This window comes from Roseibium sp. SCP14 (assembly GCF_040329475.1).
In the GTDB taxonomy this organism is placed as follows: Bacteria; Pseudomonadota; Alphaproteobacteria; order Rhizobiales; family Stappiaceae; genus Roseibium.
In genome coordinates this window covers 194,801-211,853 of record NZ_JBDZYH010000005.1, presented here as the reverse complement: position 1 = coordinate 211,853, position 17,053 = coordinate 194,801, and the positions used below count along the sequence as shown (strand labels likewise).

15 protein-coding genes and 1 tRNA gene are annotated in these 17,053 nt (G+C 57.0%); 9 read left to right on the top strand and 7 right to left on the bottom strand.

Annotation, left to right across the window (positions count from 1 at the left end; translation table 11 throughout):
- Positions 1 to 9: 9 nt before the first annotated feature.
- The 3 genes from rpsA to aroA form a co-directional block, all read right to left on the bottom strand.
- Complete coding sequence (gene rpsA / locus ABLQ08_RS21115; protein WP_352945968.1) at positions 10 to 1,707, bottom strand: 30S ribosomal protein S1; 1,698 nt, start codon at positions 1,705 to 1,707, stop codon at positions 10 to 12.
- Positions 1,708 to 1,979: 272 nt separating this feature from the next.
- Positions 1,980 to 2,606, bottom strand: a complete 627-nt coding sequence (gene cmk, locus ABLQ08_RS21110; protein ID WP_352945965.1) for a (d)CMP kinase — start codon at positions 2,604 to 2,606, stop codon at positions 1,980 to 1,982.
- On the bottom strand, positions 2,603 to 3,958 hold the full coding sequence (gene aroA / locus ABLQ08_RS21105) for a 3-phosphoshikimate 1-carboxyvinyltransferase (protein ID WP_352945962.1): 1,356 nt from the start codon (positions 3,956 to 3,958) through the stop codon (positions 2,603 to 2,605). Before aroA ends, cmk begins: the two co-directional genes overlap by 4 nt.
- Before the next feature lie 222 nt (positions 3,959 to 4,180).
- Here aroA and ABLQ08_RS21100 point away from each other — a divergent pair, with 222 nt between their 5' ends.
- Both ABLQ08_RS21100 and ABLQ08_RS21095 read left to right on the top strand, forming a co-directional pair.
- On the top strand, positions 4,181 to 4,570 hold the full coding sequence (locus tag ABLQ08_RS21100) for a TIGR02300 family protein (RefSeq protein WP_352945959.1): 390 nt from the start codon (positions 4,181 to 4,183) through the stop codon (positions 4,568 to 4,570).
- Between the two features lie 149 nt (positions 4,571 to 4,719).
- A tRNA-Ala gene (locus ABLQ08_RS21095) sits at positions 4,720 to 4,795 on the top strand.
- Between the two features lie 278 nt (positions 4,796 to 5,073).
- On the opposite strand, the gene ABLQ08_RS21090 is transcribed toward ABLQ08_RS21095, so the two are convergent.
- Positions 5,074 to 6,738 carry an alpha/beta hydrolase gene (locus tag ABLQ08_RS21090; protein ID WP_352945956.1) on the bottom strand — a complete coding sequence of 555 codons (1,665 nt, stop codon included), beginning with the start codon at positions 6,736 to 6,738 and terminating at the stop codon, positions 5,074 to 5,076.
- Positions 6,739 to 7,423: 685 nt separating this feature from the next.
- Here ABLQ08_RS21090 and ABLQ08_RS21085 point away from each other — a divergent pair.
- The 6 genes from ABLQ08_RS21085 to ABLQ08_RS21060 all read left to right on the top strand — a co-directional run bounded on the left by ABLQ08_RS21085 (position 7,424) and on the right by ABLQ08_RS21060 (position 14,700).
- Positions 7,424 to 8,794 carry an ABC transporter substrate-binding protein gene (locus tag ABLQ08_RS21085; RefSeq protein WP_352945953.1) on the top strand — a complete coding sequence of 457 codons (1,371 nt, stop codon included), beginning with the start codon at positions 7,424 to 7,426 and terminating at the stop codon, positions 8,792 to 8,794.
- Positions 8,795 to 8,867: 73 nt separating this feature from the next.
- Positions 8,868 to 10,172 (top strand): carbohydrate ABC transporter permease, encoded by a 1,305-nt coding sequence (locus ABLQ08_RS21080; RefSeq protein ID WP_352945950.1) that lies wholly within the window; start codon positions 8,868 to 8,870, stop codon positions 10,170 to 10,172.
- A 63-nt stretch (positions 10,173 to 10,235) separates the two neighbouring features.
- Positions 10,236 to 11,009 (top strand): carbohydrate ABC transporter permease, encoded by a 774-nt coding sequence (locus ABLQ08_RS21075; RefSeq protein WP_352946844.1) that lies wholly within the window; start codon positions 10,236 to 10,238, stop codon positions 11,007 to 11,009.
- On the top strand, positions 11,009 to 12,067 hold the full coding sequence (locus ABLQ08_RS21070; RefSeq protein WP_352945947.1) for an ABC transporter ATP-binding protein: 1,059 nt from the start codon (positions 11,009 to 11,011) through the stop codon (positions 12,065 to 12,067). Before ABLQ08_RS21075 ends, ABLQ08_RS21070 begins: the two co-directional genes overlap by 1 nt.
- Before the next feature lie 12 nt (positions 12,068 to 12,079).
- Positions 12,080 to 13,579 carry a glycerophosphodiester phosphodiesterase gene (locus ABLQ08_RS21065; protein WP_352945944.1) on the top strand — a complete coding sequence of 500 codons (1,500 nt, stop codon included), beginning with the start codon at positions 12,080 to 12,082 and terminating at the stop codon, positions 13,577 to 13,579.
- A gap of 77 nt (positions 13,580 to 13,656) precedes the next feature.
- The gene (locus ABLQ08_RS21060; protein WP_352945941.1) at positions 13,657 to 14,700 is read left to right on the top strand and encodes a LacI family DNA-binding transcriptional regulator; all 1,044 of its coding nucleotides are present in this window, start codon (positions 13,657 to 13,659) and stop codon (positions 14,698 to 14,700) included.
- A gap of 2 nt (positions 14,701 to 14,702) precedes the next feature.
- Here ABLQ08_RS21060 and ABLQ08_RS21055 read toward each other — a convergent pair whose 3' ends face one another.
- Entirely contained in the window at positions 14,703 to 14,999 is a 297-nt protein-coding gene (locus tag ABLQ08_RS21055) for a hypothetical protein (RefSeq protein WP_352945938.1), read from the bottom strand.
- Between the two features lie 382 nt (positions 15,000 to 15,381).
- Between ABLQ08_RS21055 and ABLQ08_RS21050 the strand changes: the two genes are divergently transcribed.
- On the top strand, positions 15,382 to 15,696 hold the full coding sequence (locus ABLQ08_RS21050; protein WP_352945936.1) for an antibiotic biosynthesis monooxygenase family protein: 315 nt from the start codon (positions 15,382 to 15,384) through the stop codon (positions 15,694 to 15,696).
- A gap of 97 nt (positions 15,697 to 15,793) precedes the next feature.
- Here ABLQ08_RS21050 and ABLQ08_RS21045 read toward each other — a convergent pair whose 3' ends face one another.
- Both ABLQ08_RS21045 and ABLQ08_RS21040 read right to left on the bottom strand, forming a co-directional pair.
- Positions 15,794 to 16,255, bottom strand: a complete 462-nt coding sequence (locus ABLQ08_RS21045; RefSeq protein ID WP_352945933.1) for a DUF302 domain-containing protein — start codon at positions 16,253 to 16,255, stop codon at positions 15,794 to 15,796.
- Between the two features lie 190 nt (positions 16,256 to 16,445).
- Positions 16,446 to 16,850: a hypothetical protein gene (locus tag ABLQ08_RS21040; protein ID WP_352945930.1), complete on the bottom strand. Its 405-nt coding sequence runs from the start codon at positions 16,848 to 16,850 to the stop codon at positions 16,446 to 16,448.
- Positions 16,851 to 17,053: the final 203 nt, after the last annotated feature.

Below are 17,053 nucleotides of genomic sequence, written 5' to 3'. Positions count from 1 at the left end.
ACAGAAATCTTAGTCTTCGGACTGCTGCTTCAGAGCGGCACCAAGAATGTCGCCGAGAGATGCGCCGGAGTCGGAAGAGCCGTACTGAGCGACAGCTTCCTTCTCTTCTGCGATTTCCAGAGCCTTGATGGACGCGGAAACCCGACGGGTCTTCTTGTCGAACTGGGTGATGCGTGCATCGAACTTGTCGCCGACGGAGTATTTTTCCGGGCGCTGATCTTCGCGGTCGCGGGACAGGTCTGCACGACGGACGAAGGCGGTCAGGTCGCTGTCTGCGATCTTGACGTCCAGGCCGCTGTCTTTGACTTCGATGACTTCACAGGTCACGACAGAGTTCTTGCGGATTTCGCCGCCTGCACCTGTCTCCATCGGGTCGCCGGTAAGCTGTTTGATGCCGAGAGAGATGCGCTCTTTCTCAACGTCAACATCCAGAACGACGGCCTTGACCATGTCGCCCTTCTTGTACTCTTCGATGACCTGTTCGCCCGGACGGTTCCAGTCGAGGTCGGAGAGGTGAACCATGCCGTCCACGTCGCCGTCGAGGCCGATGAACAGGCCGAATTCGGTCTTGTTCTTGACTTCGCCTTCGACGTTGGTGCCGACCGGGAACTGCTCTGCGAATGCATCCCACGGGTTCTGCAGGGTCTGCTTGAGGCCCAGGGAAATGCGGCGCTTGACCGGATCGACTTCCAGGATCATCACTTCGACTTCCTGAGAAGTGGAAACGATCTTGCCCGGATGGACGTTCTTCTTGGTCCAGGACATTTCAGAAACGTGGATCAGGCCTTCGATGCCCGGCTCCAGTTCAACAAATGCACCGTAGTCGGTGATGTTGGTCACGCGGCCGGTGAACTTGGCTTCGATCGGGTACTTGGCTTCGATGCCATCCCACGGATCGGTTTCAAGCTGCTTCATGCCGAGGCTGATGCGGTGCGTGTCCTGGTTGACGCGAATGATCTGAACCTTGACGGTCTGGCCAATGGTGAGAACTTCCGACGGATGGTTGATGCGGCGCCACGCAATATCGGTGACGTGCAGCAGACCATCGATGCCGCCGAGGTCGACGAATGCACCGTAGTCGGTGATGTTCTTGACCACACCTTCCACGGTATGACCTTCTTCCAGGCTCTGGACCAGTTCGGAGCGCTGCTCCGCACGGGTTTCTTCCAGAACAACACGACGGGAAACAACGATGTTGCCGCGGCGCTTGTCCATTTTCAGGATCTGGAACGGCTGAGGCGTGTGCATCAGCGGGGTCACGTCGCGAACCGGGCGGATGTCCACCTGGGAGCGCGGCAGGAAGGCAACAGCGCCATCCAGATCGACGGTGAAACCACCCTTGACCTGGTTGAAGATCTGGCCGTTGACTTTTTCGTTGGCTTCGAAAGCAGCTTCCAGGCGAACCCAGCTTTCTTCGCGGCGAGCTTTTTCGCGCGACAGAACGGCTTCACCGAGTGCGTTTTCAACGCGCTCCAGGTAAACCTCAACTTCGGTGCCGACACCCATTTCGCCGTCGCGGCCTTTTGCGCCGAATTCCTTCAGCGGCACGCGGCCTTCAACCTTCAGGCCTACGTCGATGACGGCCAGGTCTTTTTCGATGGCAACAACGGTGCCTTTGACAACAGCGCCTTCATAGAGGTCGTTCTGGACGAAGGATTCTTCCAGAAGAGCTGCAAAGTCCTCGGTAGAGGGATTGAAATCAGTCATTTATTCTCCTAGCGCCTGTTGGCGCACCGCCGGCGGGTTGGTGTTGCATTCCGGACTGTCCGTTTCCCGGGATCGCGGTTTCCGCAGATCCTGCCGCTCTTCTGAGCGGGCCGGCGGGGGCGGGAGACGGAAAATCCGGTCTCGTCACAGGACGCAAAAAAGCCGCGTCCTGCCGAATTACTTTTGTTCTATCAAGAACTGCGGGCCCTTAAGGCCCAAATGTTCCGGATGCACAGACAGGGGCACACCTCATGGCGAGCCCCACGTTCTGTTTAGGCATCCCTGGCGCGGGACACGATATCCACAGCCGCCTGGAACGCGGTCTCTATATCCATTTCTGTCGTATCTAGCAAGACCGCATCGTCTGCTTGTTTCATCGGGGCAACGGTTCGCTGGCTGTCCCGTTCATCGCGACGCTTCAGATCGTCAAGAACCGATTCATAAACAGCGTCGACCCCCTTGGAGATCATTTCATCGGTTCTGCGGCGCGCACGCGCCTCCGCGGACGCGGTCACGAACAGTTTTACGGTGGCGTTCGGGCACACAACTGTGCCGATGTCACGCCCGTCGAGAACTGCCCCCGGGGGCGTTTCGGCAAACCGGCGTTGCAGGTTGACCAGCTCCTCACGCAAGCCGCCAAGGACCGCGATCCGGGATGCTGCTTCGCCGATCTCGTGAGCAGACAAGACGGACTTGTCCATCTGTGCCAGATCGAGGTTCTGTGCGATCTCGATCGCGACGGCTTCGTCGCCAAGCGGCAAGCCCTTTGCCAGAAGGGCGGCAGCAACTGCGCGGTAGGTCAGCCCCGTATCCAGGTGACGCAGGCCGAAATGATCTGCCAACCGGCGTGCGAGAGTTCCTTTGCCGGATGCTGCCGGTCCATCAATTGCTACGATCATGCGGCCTCACTGGCGCTTGCGGAAAATGTCGCGCCAAGCCCTTCGAACAGCGATGTGAATGTCGGGAAGCTCGTGGCAATCACCGCGCCATCGTCCACCGTCACCGGCTTGTGGCCGGCCATGCCGAGAACCAGGAAGGACATGGCAATGCGGTGATCGAGATGGGTGGTCACCGTGCCGCCGCCAATGTTGTTGGCGCCGCCCGTTACGGTCAGCGTGTCTTCGGTTTCCACACATGGAATGCCGTTGGCTTCCAGTCCCCGGGCAACAGCCGCCAGACGATCGGATTCCTTGACGCGCAGTTCATCAAGACCGGGCATGAACGTATCGCCTTCAGCAAAAGCAGCGGCAACGGCAAGCACCGGATATTCGTCGATCATGGATGGTGCGCGCTCGGCCGGAACCGTGATGCCCTTCAGCTGGCTGGCCTTCACCCGAAGGTCGCCGACCTCCTCGCCTCCGGTTTCGCGCCTGTTCACGATCTCGATATCGCCGCCCATCTCGATCAGCGTGGTGATCAGACCCGTACGATGCTCATTGAGTAGAACATTTTCGATCGTGACGTCGGAGCCCGGTACAATCAGCGCGGCCACAAGAGGGAACCCGGCAGAAGACGGATCGCCCGGAACGTCAATGTCCTGAGGTTTCAGTTCCGGTTGGCCTTTCAGCCTGATCACGCGTTCACCGGCTTCGTTCAGGCTGACCGAGATGTCGGCGCCAAAGCCCTTGAGCATCTTCTCGGTATGATCGCGCGTCGGGATGGGTTCGATAACCGTTGTTTCTCCCGGAGCGTTGAGGCCGGCAAGAAGCACGGCGGATTTTACCTGAGCCGACGGCATGGGGACCCGGTAAGTGATCGGCAGAGCCTGCTCGGCTCCACGGATTGAGGCGGGCAGGCGGTCGCCCTCACGGGCGATGACGTTGGTACCCATTTCGCGCAATGGGTTGAGAACGCGGCCCATCGGTCGTTTCGACAGGGAACCGTCGCCGACGAAGGTGGCGGCAATGTTGTGGCTGCCGAAGATCCCCATGGTCAGGCGGACACCGGTGCCGGCATTGCCGAAATCGATGACATGCTCCGGCTCCAGCAGGCTGCCGAGACCGATGCCGTCCACGGTATAGGTTCCGTCTTCGTGTTTTTCGATCGTGGCGCCGACGGCGCGCATCGCGTCGGCCGTGGCCAGAACATCTTCAGATTCGAGAAGGCCTTTCACGGTTGTCCGGCCCACGGCCAGGGCGCCGAACATCAACGATCTGTGGGAAATGGATTTGTCACCGGGCACGCGGATGGTGCCGGTCAGAGGGCTGCCCATGCTCGAAGTCAGGGGAGAGGGCGCAGAATCGTGTGACATTTTCAATGTCCGCAACTTGGGTGTTTTCAAAAAGGTGTCTCGTCCTATCATGTGGATGCAGCTTCGTCATCCACTCCAACGCTTGAAATTTGGTTCGCAACATGCAGAACAATGGGGCGAACGACGAATTTGATCCGATTTATCTTTGACAGCGGCAACGCTTGGGGTTATGGGGCGGCCCACAATTTCAAGTCAGCCAGTTAATAAACGAGGGTGAGCACAGTGGCAAAACCTGAACTTGGCACCAAGCGGCTGTGCCCGAGCTGCGGCGCTAAATACTACGATCTCAACCGTGATCCGATCACATGCCCGAAATGCGGCACCATCTTCGAAGCCGTCATGGTTTCCCGCGCGGCCAAAGCCGCGAAGCCGGAAGAAACCTCTGACGACGACGATGATGATGACGCGGACGCAGCAGCTCCGGAAATCGTGACCCTGGAAGAGGCGGACGCCGAAGCAGAGGGCGGCGATGATGTGCCGGATATCGAAGGTGACGACGTCGATGTCGACGACGACAGCTCCGATGATGATGTCTTCCTTGATGAAGATGACGAAGACGAGGACTCCGTTCCGGGTATCCGCGTCGAAATCGAAGACGACAGCGACAGTTAAGATACTGATCGGGCAGGGAAAAATCCCTGCCTGACCTTTTCCACAACGAGTGGAAAAATTCCTGTCATTTTCTGCTTGATCTTGTGAGGCGGTATGCTTATGTTCCGCCTCCATCAGCGCCGGAAACCCAATCCGGTCGCATGGAAGATGGGGCCATAGCTCAGCTGGGAGAGCGCTTCGCTGGCAGCGAAGAGGTCAGGGGTTCGATTCCCCTTGGCTCCACCATTCCTTCTCTTGAAGAGATTTCCCCAAAACCGATTGATCGCTTGATGCCTCTGTAGCGCGTATCTTCTGTGCTGCCTGTGGTCCGTGATTGCCTGGCCTTGACGCAAGACCTCACACAACTTGGCTATGAGAAGGATCTACGGGCGGAAGGCCTTACGGATTAAGCCCATCCCGGTCGCTTCAACCGACACTCAAGAAAAAATCGCAGCCTTCCGTTTCAAGACACCTGGATCAGCGTCTGCATCCGGCGCGTTGTTGTGAAGTATCAAATGCCTTCCTCAATCGTTGGAGCAGCCGTTCTGGAAACCCAGGTCACAATGGGTCTTCAAGCGTTCCGTGTCCTCGGCCGTCCAACCTTCAGGGGCGGTGACTTGCACCCATGGAGAGATATAGTCCTGGGCAAAATACGCATGGCCGTGTCCCGGAGGCGCGCCGAATGACAGGGCCATGTCCAGGGCGAGCTGGAATTGGGTGACAATCGGGATGAAGGTCAGGTGTTCCGAAACGTCTTCGGCCGGAGGGTCGTTCATCCAGGGCGGTGCGCGCCAAACGGAGAACGGATCGTAAAAAACAATCGGATCACTTGAGTATTGCAGGAAAACAATCCGCATCCTGCTCCAGTCCGCTTCAGCATGAGATGCGTCGGCGAAATGAGACGCATAGCGGACAAGTGAGCCATCTTCGATCGTCGGCAGGACCCAGGGACTGCCCGGTTGACGGGCGTTTTGAACGTATTGCCACAAATCCGAAGGAAATGGTGGACCGGCCCAGAATGCTCCGTCAATCGGATCATCAACAAGGCGAAACAGATTGGTTGCATACATGGAGGACCAGGCGCCGAGGCTGAGGCCGTGCGCATAGAGCCTGGGACGGCTATCCTCCGGTAGTGTTTTCCAATATCTGTGCACGACTTCCAGCAGCGCGGTGGCCTGGTCAAGTCCGGTGCGGGTCTCAAGAATCAAGGCCAGCGGCGACTGCAGGTAAGAGTACTGCGCGCTGACGGTGGCTATGTTTCCATCGTGCATGTACTCGACGGGGTCATGCGAGCCTGGGTCCATCCAGCCGGTGCCGGTTGGGCTGGTGACGATCAGCACCTCGCGTTCAAATGCATTGAGTCGCTTGAGTTCAGCCAATGCAAGTTCGGCGCGTTCTTTTGGTGTTTCTCCGTTTGCGCGGCCGACATAGACCCGAATCGGATCCATTGCAGGTTTGCCTGTGAATGCGGAAATCGCATTGGCATCCGGTCCGGACAGCACAAAGTCCCGGCCGGGCTGCCCCATCGCGGCCCAGTCGATCAGCGAAGCGGCGGAACCTGCCTGGTTCTGTCTGGTCGGTCGCGGAGGGGCGTCGTCAAAAAGCTTCTGTGCTGCTTCATAGCTCTCATCGAGCGCGGTGACGGCGCGGTCGAAGATTCCGTCGCGGGTGACGACAAACAGGATCAGGACGACGGCAACGACCCCTAGCACATTGGCGCGCCGAGCCGGCATGAAGCGATAGAAGCGGGAGCGGATCCAACGGAAAAGTGTTGCGATGAGTGCTCCGATCAGGAACGCTACCGCAAATGTGAGTGCGGCTGTTGCCAGAATAATCGCAAGATGTTGGGTTTCGACAGGCTCCAGTTGCATCTTGGCCCGCAGCGCATTTTGCCACTCGAGATTTGAGGAGAAGGTCCAGGCAGCGAGGGTCAGTACTGCGGCTGCCAAAAGCGCGTTGAAGACGAATCTCAGCCTTTTGTTCAGCCGCGGCAGATCCGCAGCCTGCCAGATCAGGGAGAAAATTCTTCCCAGAAGATATCCCAGTGCAATGACGATCCCTCCAAGAACACCTTGCACGACGGGTCCGCGAGGAATGAGTGATGGCGTCAGCGAAGCTGCAAAGAAAAAAAGACCCAGCATCAGGCATGGTATGGAAAGTCCGGTAATCTGAGAGCGGAGCCAATGCATCGCATTCAACCTCGTGCACTTGTTGCTGCTGCCTTGGAAAAAGCCTGACGTGACTGGATTCTGCAAATAATCGAAGCCGGAAACGGTGGAGTTTCCCCTGTATCGAAACAGTGATGACTTTTTCAAGGTTAGCCTAAGTCATGAGGATTGTAAGGGAATTCTCTCATGCAGCACTGTATTTGGCGCGCGGGTGACGAGATATGTTCGTGGTCTGCAATCAAACCGGGGGGGGCGATTTGAAAGGAGAGACCGGATACCACGCTTGCAGTCCCGCAGTCGAAAGGCCGATTTCAGCGATGCGCCGGCAGCCGGCAGGTCTTCATGACACGCAGCTTATTTTGAATGTGTTGGGACGTGCTGCCGAGCCACGGCATTCATCAAACTGTGCCCTGACCGAGGTACTTGGCAGAGGCGGTTTGTCCACGTCTCAAAGTGGAAATGGAAGGTTTTTGTAAAAGTCTGGTTGTTTTTTGCACACGTGCGCGCCCGATTTTTTCTTTTTGAATAACATCTTGAACCTATTGAGAAATTAGCCTGCTAAATGGTTGTTCAAAATATCCAGAGAAATGTCATATAGCCGTAATATCCAATCTCTATTGAATCGATTGCACACGTGTGCAACACTCTTTGGTACGTTAGCTACTCCTTCCAGAGGGCAGCGTACAACAAAAAGCAGGTGAGATAGATGACCACTCTTGTTTCCAAATTGCGCCAGTCCACAGCGGCTGCCGTTCTGGCTCTCACTGCGGCAACAGTTGCCGGTGAAGCCATTGCAAAAGACCTGACAATCACCGTTTGGGCCGGTGGTTCCAACGACAGCGATGCCTATCGTATCGAAGCGATCGAGATGGCCGCAGACATGCTGGAACGCGAATACGCCATCAACGGCGAAGAGCTGAACATTACCGTTGAAGGCAAGCGCGACTTCGCCGGTTGGGAGGAGTTCAAGCAGGCCGTGACCCTGGCAGCCGAAGCCGGCACCGCGCCGAACATTGTCGTCACCAGTCACCTGGATATTGCCCCGTGGAGCAAGGCCGGCCTGATCGTTCCGGTCGAAGATTATGTCGACATGGATGCGTGGCCGCTGAACAACCTCTACGACAACCTCGTCGAGATCACTTCCTACAACGGTCAGGTTGTCGGTCTGCCGCAGGACGCTGAAAGCCGTCCGTTCTTCTTCTGGAGAGACACCATGAAGAAGATCGGCTACACCGACGATGAAATCGACGCGCTGCCGGCAAAAGTTGAAGCAGGCGAATATACGCTTGCCAACGTTCTGGAAGACGCCAAGAAGGCTGTTGAAGCAGGCGCCGTGGAAGAAGGCTATGGCTTCTATCCGCGCGTTTCCAACGGTCCGGACTTTGCGCAATTCTACCAGTCCTTCGGCGGCGAGCTGATGGACAAGGAAACCGGGAAACTGGTTCTCGACAAGCAGGCCATGACCGATTTCTACCAGTTCTTCGCGGACGCTGTTGAAGCTGGTGTGACCCGTAAGAACCATATCGGTACCGAATGGTCACAGTGGTATTCCGAAGTTGCTTCCGGCAAGGCGGCTCTGTGGCACGGCGGCACCTGGCACTATGCCCGCTATACCGGCAAGGAAGGTCTTGAGGACTTCTTCGGCAACATTCAGTTCACGCTGATCCCCGCCGGCAACGAAAACGGCCGAGCCAACACCATCACGCATCCGTTGACCTACCTGCTGACCAACCAGGACGACGAGGAAGACATCGAGATCGCAGCACAGCTGCTCAAGATCGCTTCCGAGCCACGGATCAACTCCCTGCACGCGATCAAGTCGGCTCACCTTGGCATCGCCAAGGAGCAGTCCAACATCGAACTCTATGCAAACGACCAGTGGGCGGCAGAAGCTACCGAACGTCTGCTGGGTCACGCGAATGCACAGCCGAACCATCTGAAATACGGTCAGTTTTCCGAATTGATGTTCAAGGGGCTGGAAACGGCGTGGACCGGAACCAAGACACCGGCCGAGGCCGTCGATGAAGTGGAAGTTGAAATGAAAGCCACTCTCGGCGACGACCTGATCGTTCGCTAATCCAACTCCCGCCGGCCGGGCAGCGTTTACTCCCAGGTAGCTGTCCGGCCGTCCTTTATGTCAGGGGCAGACAATGCGGCGTGCAGACTTGTTCGGCCTGAGCTTCATGGCTCCGGCGATCCTCCTCTCTGTTCTGTTTTTCCTGGTTCCGGTGCTTTTGACCGGGGTGTTTTCCTTCACCTCCATGAGCACTTCGACCGGGATTACAGGGGGAGCCTATGAAATCTCACAGGACACGATCCTGCGACTGAAGGAAGACGGTCTTCCTGCAGAAACGATCGAGCGACTTGAGAGCGACATCTACCAGATCAACGATGCCGGCCTGGCCGCGGTCGAAGAGAAATACGGTGCGAAATTCGCCAAGGAGATTGCCGCTTCCCTTTCCGGCAAGACCTTTGACGGCCGCAGGGATCTGGAGCGGGCGCTGAAAAAGCTGAAATCCCGGCCCAGATCGACACGGGAACTGAAAAAGGCCGCCGACCTCTTCAAGAGTTCCATCCTGAACATCCGCTTCGACAGCGAAAGCCTGTTTCTGTCCAGACTTGGCGATCTCGGTCTCGATCTGACGCCCGAACAGACGCAGGAAGTAACCCGTGAAGCCTATACGGGATGGGTCTGGACGACGGACAACTATTCCCGCATGGCGTCGCTGCCGTCGACCTATCGGGCCGCGGCCAACTCGGCCGTCTATGTCGGCTTCACATTGGCGTTCAATATTGGTTTCGGTCTGTTCCTGGCCATCGCCACGTTTTATCTACCCTCGGGACAGGCGGCGACATTCCGCACGATCTGGTTCCTGCCACGCATCCTGCCGCCGGTTCTTTACGTCCTGATGTGGAAGTGGATGACCTGGGATACCGGCTTCCTGTCCACGTTGCTGAGTTTCTTCGGCGTCCCAACACACAATCTGATGTTGGACACCGCCTATCACGCCTGGGTGGTCGTCGTCCTGATCAACGGTTTCGTCGGTGCTTCAATGGGTATGATCCTTTTCTCAAGCGCGATCAGGGCAATCCCGACTTCGATGCTTTACGCAAGCGAGGTGGATGGTGCCAGTCGCTGGCAGCAGGTGTGGTACATCATCCTGCCGCAACTGCGCTGGCCGATCCTGTTCACCACTGCTTACCAGACGCTCTCGTTGCTGACCTCATTTGAGTACATCTACCTGTCGACAGATGGCGGGCCGGGCAGCGCAACCAATGTGTGGGCGCTCTATTCCTTCAAGATCGCGTTGAACAACTACGGCGGTAACCTGGAATACGGCTATGGCGCATCGCTTGCCGTGGTGCTGGTGATCATCGGCATACTGGCGTCGGTGCTCTATCTGCGCCTCTTCGATTTCAAGACCATGATCGGCAAACCGCGTATCGAGCAATAGGAGGCTGAAGTGACAAAGAATTTCAAGACCTGGCCGATCCTGCTGGCACTCGGCCTGACCTCGATGCCACTGGTCATCATGTATGTCTACCTAGTCGTGGACACGGTTACCGTCAGCCCGCCGGGATCACTGGTTCCGAACGGGGTCACGTTCGAACACTGGCGGTTCCTTTGGGAAGCGCCGGAGGCAGGCCGAACCTCGATCTGGTGGGTAACGCTCAACACCTTCATCTTCGCCACTGTTTCCACGGTGGTGGTGCTGTCGGTCTCGCTGACTTCCGGCTATGCGCTCTCTCGCCTGAACATGCCGTTCCGCGGGCTGTTTCTCGCAGGTCTCATTGTCCTGCATGCGTTCCCGACAATCACCCTGATCATCGCGATCTTCCTCATCCTGCAGATGATAGGTCTTTATGACACGCTGATCGGGGTGATCATGGTCAAGGCGGCGCTGGAACTGCCCTTTGGCATCTGGATCATGAAGGGCTTCTACGACACCGTACCGTGGGAAATTGAAATGGCGGGTCTTCAGGACGGCGCCAGCCGCTTCACGGTGTGGCACAAGCTGGTCCTGCCGCAGGTTCAGCCCGGCCTGACCGCACTCGGCATCTTTGCTTTCCTGTCAGGCTGGAGCGAATTCATTCTGCCGCAGGTTCTGGCACCCGGGGCGAATGCCCAGGTGCTCGGTGTCTACCTGCAGAACCTGATCGTCGATGACGTCAAGCCGGACTTCAACATGTTCAAGACCGTGGGTGTCTTCTACGCGATGCCCGTGATTGTCATCTATCTGATCTTCAACAAGAAACTCATGAACATCTATGGCGGAGGCACGAAGGGCTGATGCGTATTTCCATTGAAAACTTCACCAAGACCTTCGGCGACGTCACTGTCATCAAGGACATGAACCTGGAGCTTGATAGCGGTGAGATGCTGGCGCTCCTCGGTCCGTCCGGCTGCGGCAAGTCGACCACGCTCTTTGCCGTGTGCGGCATCCACCGGATGAATGGCGGCCGCATGCTGTTCGGAGAACGGGACGTAACCCGCGTTTCCTCGCAGAACAGGAATGTCGGCGTGGTGTTCCAGAACTATGCGCTCTACCCGCATATGAATGTCTACGAGAACATTGCCTTCCCGCTGAAGGTGCGCAAGGAAAGCAAGGCGGAGATCGACAAGAAAGTTCAGGACATTGCCGCGCTTGTGCATATCGGTGAACTTCTTGAACGCCGGCCGGCACAGCTTTCCGGCGGGCAGCAGCAGCGCGTTGCCCTGGCCCGTGCGCTGGTTCGTGAACCCGACATTCTTCTGCTGGATGAGCCGCTGGCCAACCTGGACGCCAAGCTGCGCCTGGAAATGCGTTCAGAAATCCGCCGGATTCAGCTTCAGACAGGTATCACCGCCATTCTGGTGACCCATGACCAGGTGGAAGCCATGTCCATGTGCGACCGCATCGCGATCATGAACAAGGGCAAGATCGTGCAGTTGTCCACGCCGAACCAGATGTATGAGAACCCGGCTTCGGATTTCGTGGCGGGGTTCCTGGGCAATCCGCCGATCGCTTTCCTGGATGGGATTGCAACAGATGGCGGATTGAAACTGGCTGATTCCGAAGTCACGTTGCCGGTGCCCGCGGGCATCAGCATGCCGGGGCATGGCACGAACGTGCGGTTTGGTATCCGCCCGGAATTCTTCCAGCCGGACAATGGGCTGAAAGTGACGGGCAAGATCAGCTTCGTTGAGACGCAGGGCCGCGAGGAACTTTACGACGTCACGCTTGAAAACGGGGCAGTGCTCCGCTCCATCCAGTCTCATGGTGGTGGCTTCAAGCTTGGTGATGAAGTGTCCTGGGGAATTGCCGAGGACAAGATCCTGGCCTTCGGTCCGGACGGAAACCGGCTTTGAGCAGGGACTGAGATGACTTCTTTTCAACCGGACCGAACCTGGTTCAAGGCCCATAGCGGACCACCGCTTTCGATCGCCCATCGCGGCGCGAGCGCCTATGCCTACGACAACACGTTGGAGGCGTTCGAACGCGCGCACGAGCTCGGTGCGGATATGTGGGAAGTCGATGTCCGTTTGACCGCGGACGGCATACCGGTTGCGTTCCACGATGCTGATCTGAAAAAGACCTGCGGTGTGGATCTCGCCCTGAGCGAGGTGACAGCGGCCAGGTTGATCGAATTGACGGATGCCGTGGGTCGACCGGCGCCATTATTCTCCGAGATCGCCGCCCTTGCGTCGAATTTAGGCGCAGGCATCTACCTGGATGCAAAAGAGTCAGAAGCAGCATCGCTGGCGATCGCGGAACTGATCGCCAACCGGATTGAACGTGTCATCGTCGGGGCAAACACTCCGGCCTACTGCGCTGAACTTCTGGAAAAAGGCTGTCCCTATCCCGTTTCCATTCTCGTCGGTCTCGGTTTGGACCCTTTCCCGATTGCAGATCAATGCGGAGCTGAGATCGTTCATCCGTGCTGGGAACGGGCAGGGGACCGCCCTGACCGGCTGCTGGACGACACCTTTTTCGGCAATGCCGAAAGGCGCGGTTTGCCGGTGGTCATCTGGCACGAGGAGCGCAAGGATGTCGTTGACGCGCTGATGAAAATGCCCGTGCTCGGTATCTGCTCAGACCAACCGGAGATGATTGCCCGATACAAGTTCGCCGGGTTGAAGCGTCCGGAAATCGTCTGCCACAGAGGCGCGTGCAAAGTCGCGCCGGAAAACACGTCAGCCGCGGCTCAGGCCGCCTGGGGTGGCGGCTTTGACTATGTTGAAATCGATGTTCGGGAGACAGCCGACGGACAGGTGGTCGTTCATCATGATGTGACGCTGGACCGGACAACGACGGGCGAAGGACCTCTTGCTGACCAAACCTCGCGTGAGATCGCAAAGCTCGATGCAGGGAGCTGGTTCTCATCTTTCTTCCAGGACGAGAAAGTGCCCGAGCTTGCCGAGGCCCTGGATCAGGCAAGGTCCTGGCAAGGAAAGCTCTATGTGGAGATAAAGCAGGCCGACCCCGTTGATGTCGCTCAGGCAGTCTTCCACAAGTTGTCACCTGAAGATGTGTTTTTCTGGTCGTTCAATCAGAAATCGCTGCTAGAAATACGGGAAAATTTTCCGGATGCACGTCTCATGGCGCGTCCTGAAGACTATGAAAACCTGGAGGATTGCCTGAATGCGTTTGGCGCAGACATCATAGAATTCAATGTCAGGAACGCGAACGCCGCAGATCTCGAGGCAGTTCGAAAGGCCGGACGCAAGACCATGGTAGCCTACATGGGTTCTGACCCGGAAGTATTTGACAGACTTTTTCAGCTTCAGCCGGACGTTCTCAACGTCAACGAGCCGTTCCTGGTTCAAAGGTTGCTGTCTCAAAAGGAAAACTGCGGAACAAACAACGCCTGGTTCGTCTAATCGTTTTCGGAACCGGCCGCTCACAAGCGTGTCTTCGAATTTCACTTTGAAGGCGCTGCCAACAAAAGAGTAAAAGCATGTCGGATGATGCCTCTGATACCAGACAGGTTCCGGAGTCTAAAAAGCAGGTCAACTCTTTCGATGTTGCCAAACGCGCCGGTGTTTCCCGCTCGGCCGTGTCCCGTACGTTTACCGACGGTGCCAGCGTTTCGGAAGAAACCCGCGAAAAGGTGATCAAGGCCGCGCGCGAACTCGGGTACCGCGTCAACGTGCTTGCCCGGTCACTCCACAAGCAGAAGTCCGACCTGGTGGGTGTCGTCGCCGCAGATCTCGACAATCCCTTCCGGGGCGAGCAGATCGATCTCCTGTCTCAGGGATTGCTGGAACGCGGGTTCCGGCCCATCCTTTTGAGAGGAGATCCTTCCACGGATGTTGGTGATCTGATCGGGTCGCTTCTGCAGTACAGCGTTGCGGGTGTCATTGTCACCTCCGACACTCCGCCAGAGGAAATCTGTATGGAGTGTCTGCAGAACGGGGTGCCGCTGGTGGTGGTCAACAAGCGCGATCCGGGTGCACCTGTTGACCGGGTTCTGACGGATTTCGACACGGGAGGCCGTCTGGCCTTCGAGCATCTGGTTGCCTGCGGTTGCCGGAGACTTGCCGTCGTTACGCCCGAACGGTCTTCCTATTCGGTAAACGGCCGTGCGCTTGCATTCGAACAGGCCGCCAATGACGGCGGGGTGCCGGTGATCCGGATCGCAAAGGGAACACAAAGCTACGCTGGCGGACTGGAAGCGGCACAGGTTGTCAATGAGTACAGGACCGAGATCGACGGCATTTTTTGCAGCGCGGATTATCTCGCACTGGGTGTCCTGGACGGACTAAGACACACCTTTGGAATTCGCGTTCCGGAAGACCTGCAGGTGGTCGGGTATGACGATATTGTTCAGGCTTCGTGGAAGTCCTACGACATGACCACGCTCGATCAAAGCCGCAAGGATCTGTGCGAGGTGACGCTGGATCTGTTGATGAAGCGATTGGAAAACCCGGACCTGCCACAGCAGGTCCAGGTGTGCGGTGTGGAGCTGGTTATGCGCGGCACCACAATCGTGAAGAAATAGCGTCAGCTCAACGTCCAGCTCATCGACACGCCGGTTCCCTTGTCACGGGTGTAGGTGACTGTGTTTCCGTCGAGTGTTACGGCCTGGTAGTCCTTCAGCATCGGTTCACCGTCGAAAACGATGGTGCGGCAATAATAGTCACCCTCCCAGGACCAATCTCCTGAAATGGGGCCGCCCTTGGGACCGACACCCTCAACTGTTCCGTCGGCGGAAACGATGACCCAGGCACTGCCATTCACGTGCTTCCTGCCTGCTATCTTTTCCAGAAATGCCTGTTTGGTGGAAATTTTCTCAGCCAATTCAGTGTCCTTTCCAGATTGAAATACGCGCCGTTGCAAGCCGCTCATGGGCTGCAAGACACTATAATGCATGAAAAGCGGCACTCACAAAGGCAGACACGATACGGTTGCCCGGTCTTCAGGCCGGTTGCGGCCGAATTCCGTCACCAAGTCTTCTCCGACAGTACGGACAGGTGCGGAGCAAACGCAATCTTTACAAGTTGAGTAATCTATTCCACTTAAATGTGAAACGTGTCGCATGGCGACCCGGGAGTTGGCGGGCTACGCTTCTTTCCACGTATTGTCTTTGATCGAAAAGCCTCGAGGGCTGTGCTCAAAGGTTGAATGAAATCTGATTACGGCTGCGTTGCTGTTCCGTTTCTGCACGCAGATGGAGGAAATAATGTTCATTGCGATGAACCGGTTCAAGATCCTCAAAGGACATGAGGACGCGTTCGAAACTGTCTGGCGCGAGCGTGACTCCAAGCTGGACAAGGTCCCGGGATTTCAGACGTTCAATCTTCTGAAAGGTTCGTTTGACGAGGAAACCGGCACGACGCTCTACGCAACGCATACCGTTTGGAACAGTCAGGATGACTTCGTGAACTGGACCAAATCGGAACATTTCCGGCAGGCGCACAAAAATGCCGGTGGCAACAAGGCGATGTATGCCGGTCACCCGAACTTTGAGGGCTTTGAGTCCGTCTTGAACGAGTAAGTCAAAGGGAAGGTGGCGTCTGCCGCACGATCTGCCGTAGCAAAGTGCGACACCCGGCAGCGCCGCCGACCTCTGGATTGCCTCTGCCTTCTTGAACTTATTGCGCAGCCTTCGCCGTCAGTTTGTTCAGGGCGCCGGTCATCTTGGTGATGCTCGGATGGTCTGCCGGCAGGCCGTGTTCGGCCGCGAGTGCCGCAGGCGCCCGGTAGACGATTACCGTTCCATCACCGGTTTCAATCACCGCGACCCGGATGGGCAGGTCTAGACCGGCTGTCGGAGCGTCCCGAATGACCGGGGTGCCCAGTTGCGGATTGCCGAAGATGACGACTTCGTTGGCCGGAATGTCCATATCGACGCTCTTTCCGCCCTTGGCATGATCGATACGGGCAAAGACCTTGGCTCCTGCGTTTTCAACGGCCGCCACCAGGTTGTCGACCGTCTGGCCGACCGAGTGCGGGCTCGAGACCTTGACCAGCTGGTTGTCTGCGGCATGTGCAACGCCGAGCAAGGAGGAAACAGCGAAAGTGGCGAGAAGCATCTTGAAAGCGGTCTTGAACATTCATTCCTCCTGTCGAAATCTGGCGACGCCGAGTTTCACTTTGAAATTGCCGGAAACGCCAATCACAATTGAATGAATGAAGGACAGTCTATTCGGGTGATATTAAGGCGTTGAACGGCAGACATCCGTTTCGAACGCGTTTGCCTTCGTGTCTGAGCCTTGACAATGCTCTTTGTTTTCAACCGGCGTTCTAGCGTCTCTTCGGGATCGACCTGATTGCGGTCAGGCTGATGATCAACCAGCAAGCTGCCCTGAATGTCATTGCCGCGACAGTACGCGCCTCGAATGCCGCACCATTCAGAATATGCAGTCCGAAATATGTGAAGACGCCAAGGATGAGTGCGAAAATCAGCACCGATGCCTGAACGGCCCAGGCCCTTTTTTTCCAGAGGCCCCAACCGGTAACGACATAGGCAAATCCTGAGAGGAAATTGAACCAGAGTACAAATTGCACGACATTGCCGAACAATTCGCGGGTGCCCTGATTGGAAAAAAGTGCAATTCCTCCGGACAGGATAGTCAGGATTCCGAAAACGATCGCGAACCCTGCGGCAAATCTGAGTGGATCGGTCTGCCTGCCTGATATCCGGCTCATGATTGGATCTCCCGTCGCGCCATGCCGATCCGGCAAGGTTGAAACACTTGCCGATTCTGGATGGTAACGTCCTTTGAACGTGGACACGATTGATCGGGATGCGTCATACCCGCGCGGTCGATCGCGCCGGTTTGAAAAGGGAAGGCTGCTCAAGGAAGAATTCAGGAAACGACGGGCAAGGACACCGGCCCGGCTCGGGCAAA

What these genes read in the sequence shown, in the direction of transcription:
- rpsA (WP_352945968.1), bottom strand. Translation starts at nt 1,707, where the DNA reads ATGACTGATTTCAATCCCTCTACCGAGGACTTTGCAGCTCTTCTGGAA.
- cmk (WP_352945965.1), bottom strand. Translation starts at nt 2,606, where the DNA reads ATGATCGTAGCAATTGATGGACCGGCAGCATCCGGCAAAGGAACTCTC.
- aroA (WP_352945962.1), bottom strand. Translation starts at nt 3,958, where the DNA reads ATGTCACACGATTCTGCGCCCTCTCCCCTGACTTCGAGCATGGGCAGC.
- ABLQ08_RS21090 (WP_352945956.1), bottom strand. Translation starts at nt 6,738, where the DNA reads ATGCATTGGCTCCGCTCTCAGATTACCGGACTTTCCATACCATGCCTG.
- ABLQ08_RS21085 (WP_352945953.1), top strand. Translation starts at nt 7,424, where the DNA reads ATGACCACTCTTGTTTCCAAATTGCGCCAGTCCACAGCGGCTGCCGTT.
- ABLQ08_RS21080 (WP_352945950.1), top strand. Translation starts at nt 8,868, where the DNA reads ATGCGGCGTGCAGACTTGTTCGGCCTGAGCTTCATGGCTCCGGCGATC.
- ABLQ08_RS21075 (WP_352946844.1), top strand. Translation starts at nt 10,236, where the DNA reads ATGCCACTGGTCATCATGTATGTCTACCTAGTCGTGGACACGGTTACC.
- ABLQ08_RS21070 (WP_352945947.1), top strand. Translation starts at nt 11,009, where the DNA reads ATGCGTATTTCCATTGAAAACTTCACCAAGACCTTCGGCGACGTCACT.
- ABLQ08_RS21065 (WP_352945944.1), top strand. Translation starts at nt 12,080, where the DNA reads ATGACTTCTTTTCAACCGGACCGAACCTGGTTCAAGGCCCATAGCGGA.
- ABLQ08_RS21060 (WP_352945941.1), top strand. Translation starts at nt 13,657, where the DNA reads ATGTCGGATGATGCCTCTGATACCAGACAGGTTCCGGAGTCTAAAAAG.
- ABLQ08_RS21050 (WP_352945936.1), top strand. Translation starts at nt 15,382, where the DNA reads ATGTTCATTGCGATGAACCGGTTCAAGATCCTCAAAGGACATGAGGAC.
- ABLQ08_RS21045 (WP_352945933.1), bottom strand. Translation starts at nt 16,255, where the DNA reads ATGTTCAAGACCGCTTTCAAGATGCTTCTCGCCACTTTCGCTGTTTCC.
- ABLQ08_RS21040 (WP_352945930.1), bottom strand. Translation starts at nt 16,850, where the DNA reads ATGAGCCGGATATCAGGCAGGCAGACCGATCCACTCAGATTTGCCGCA.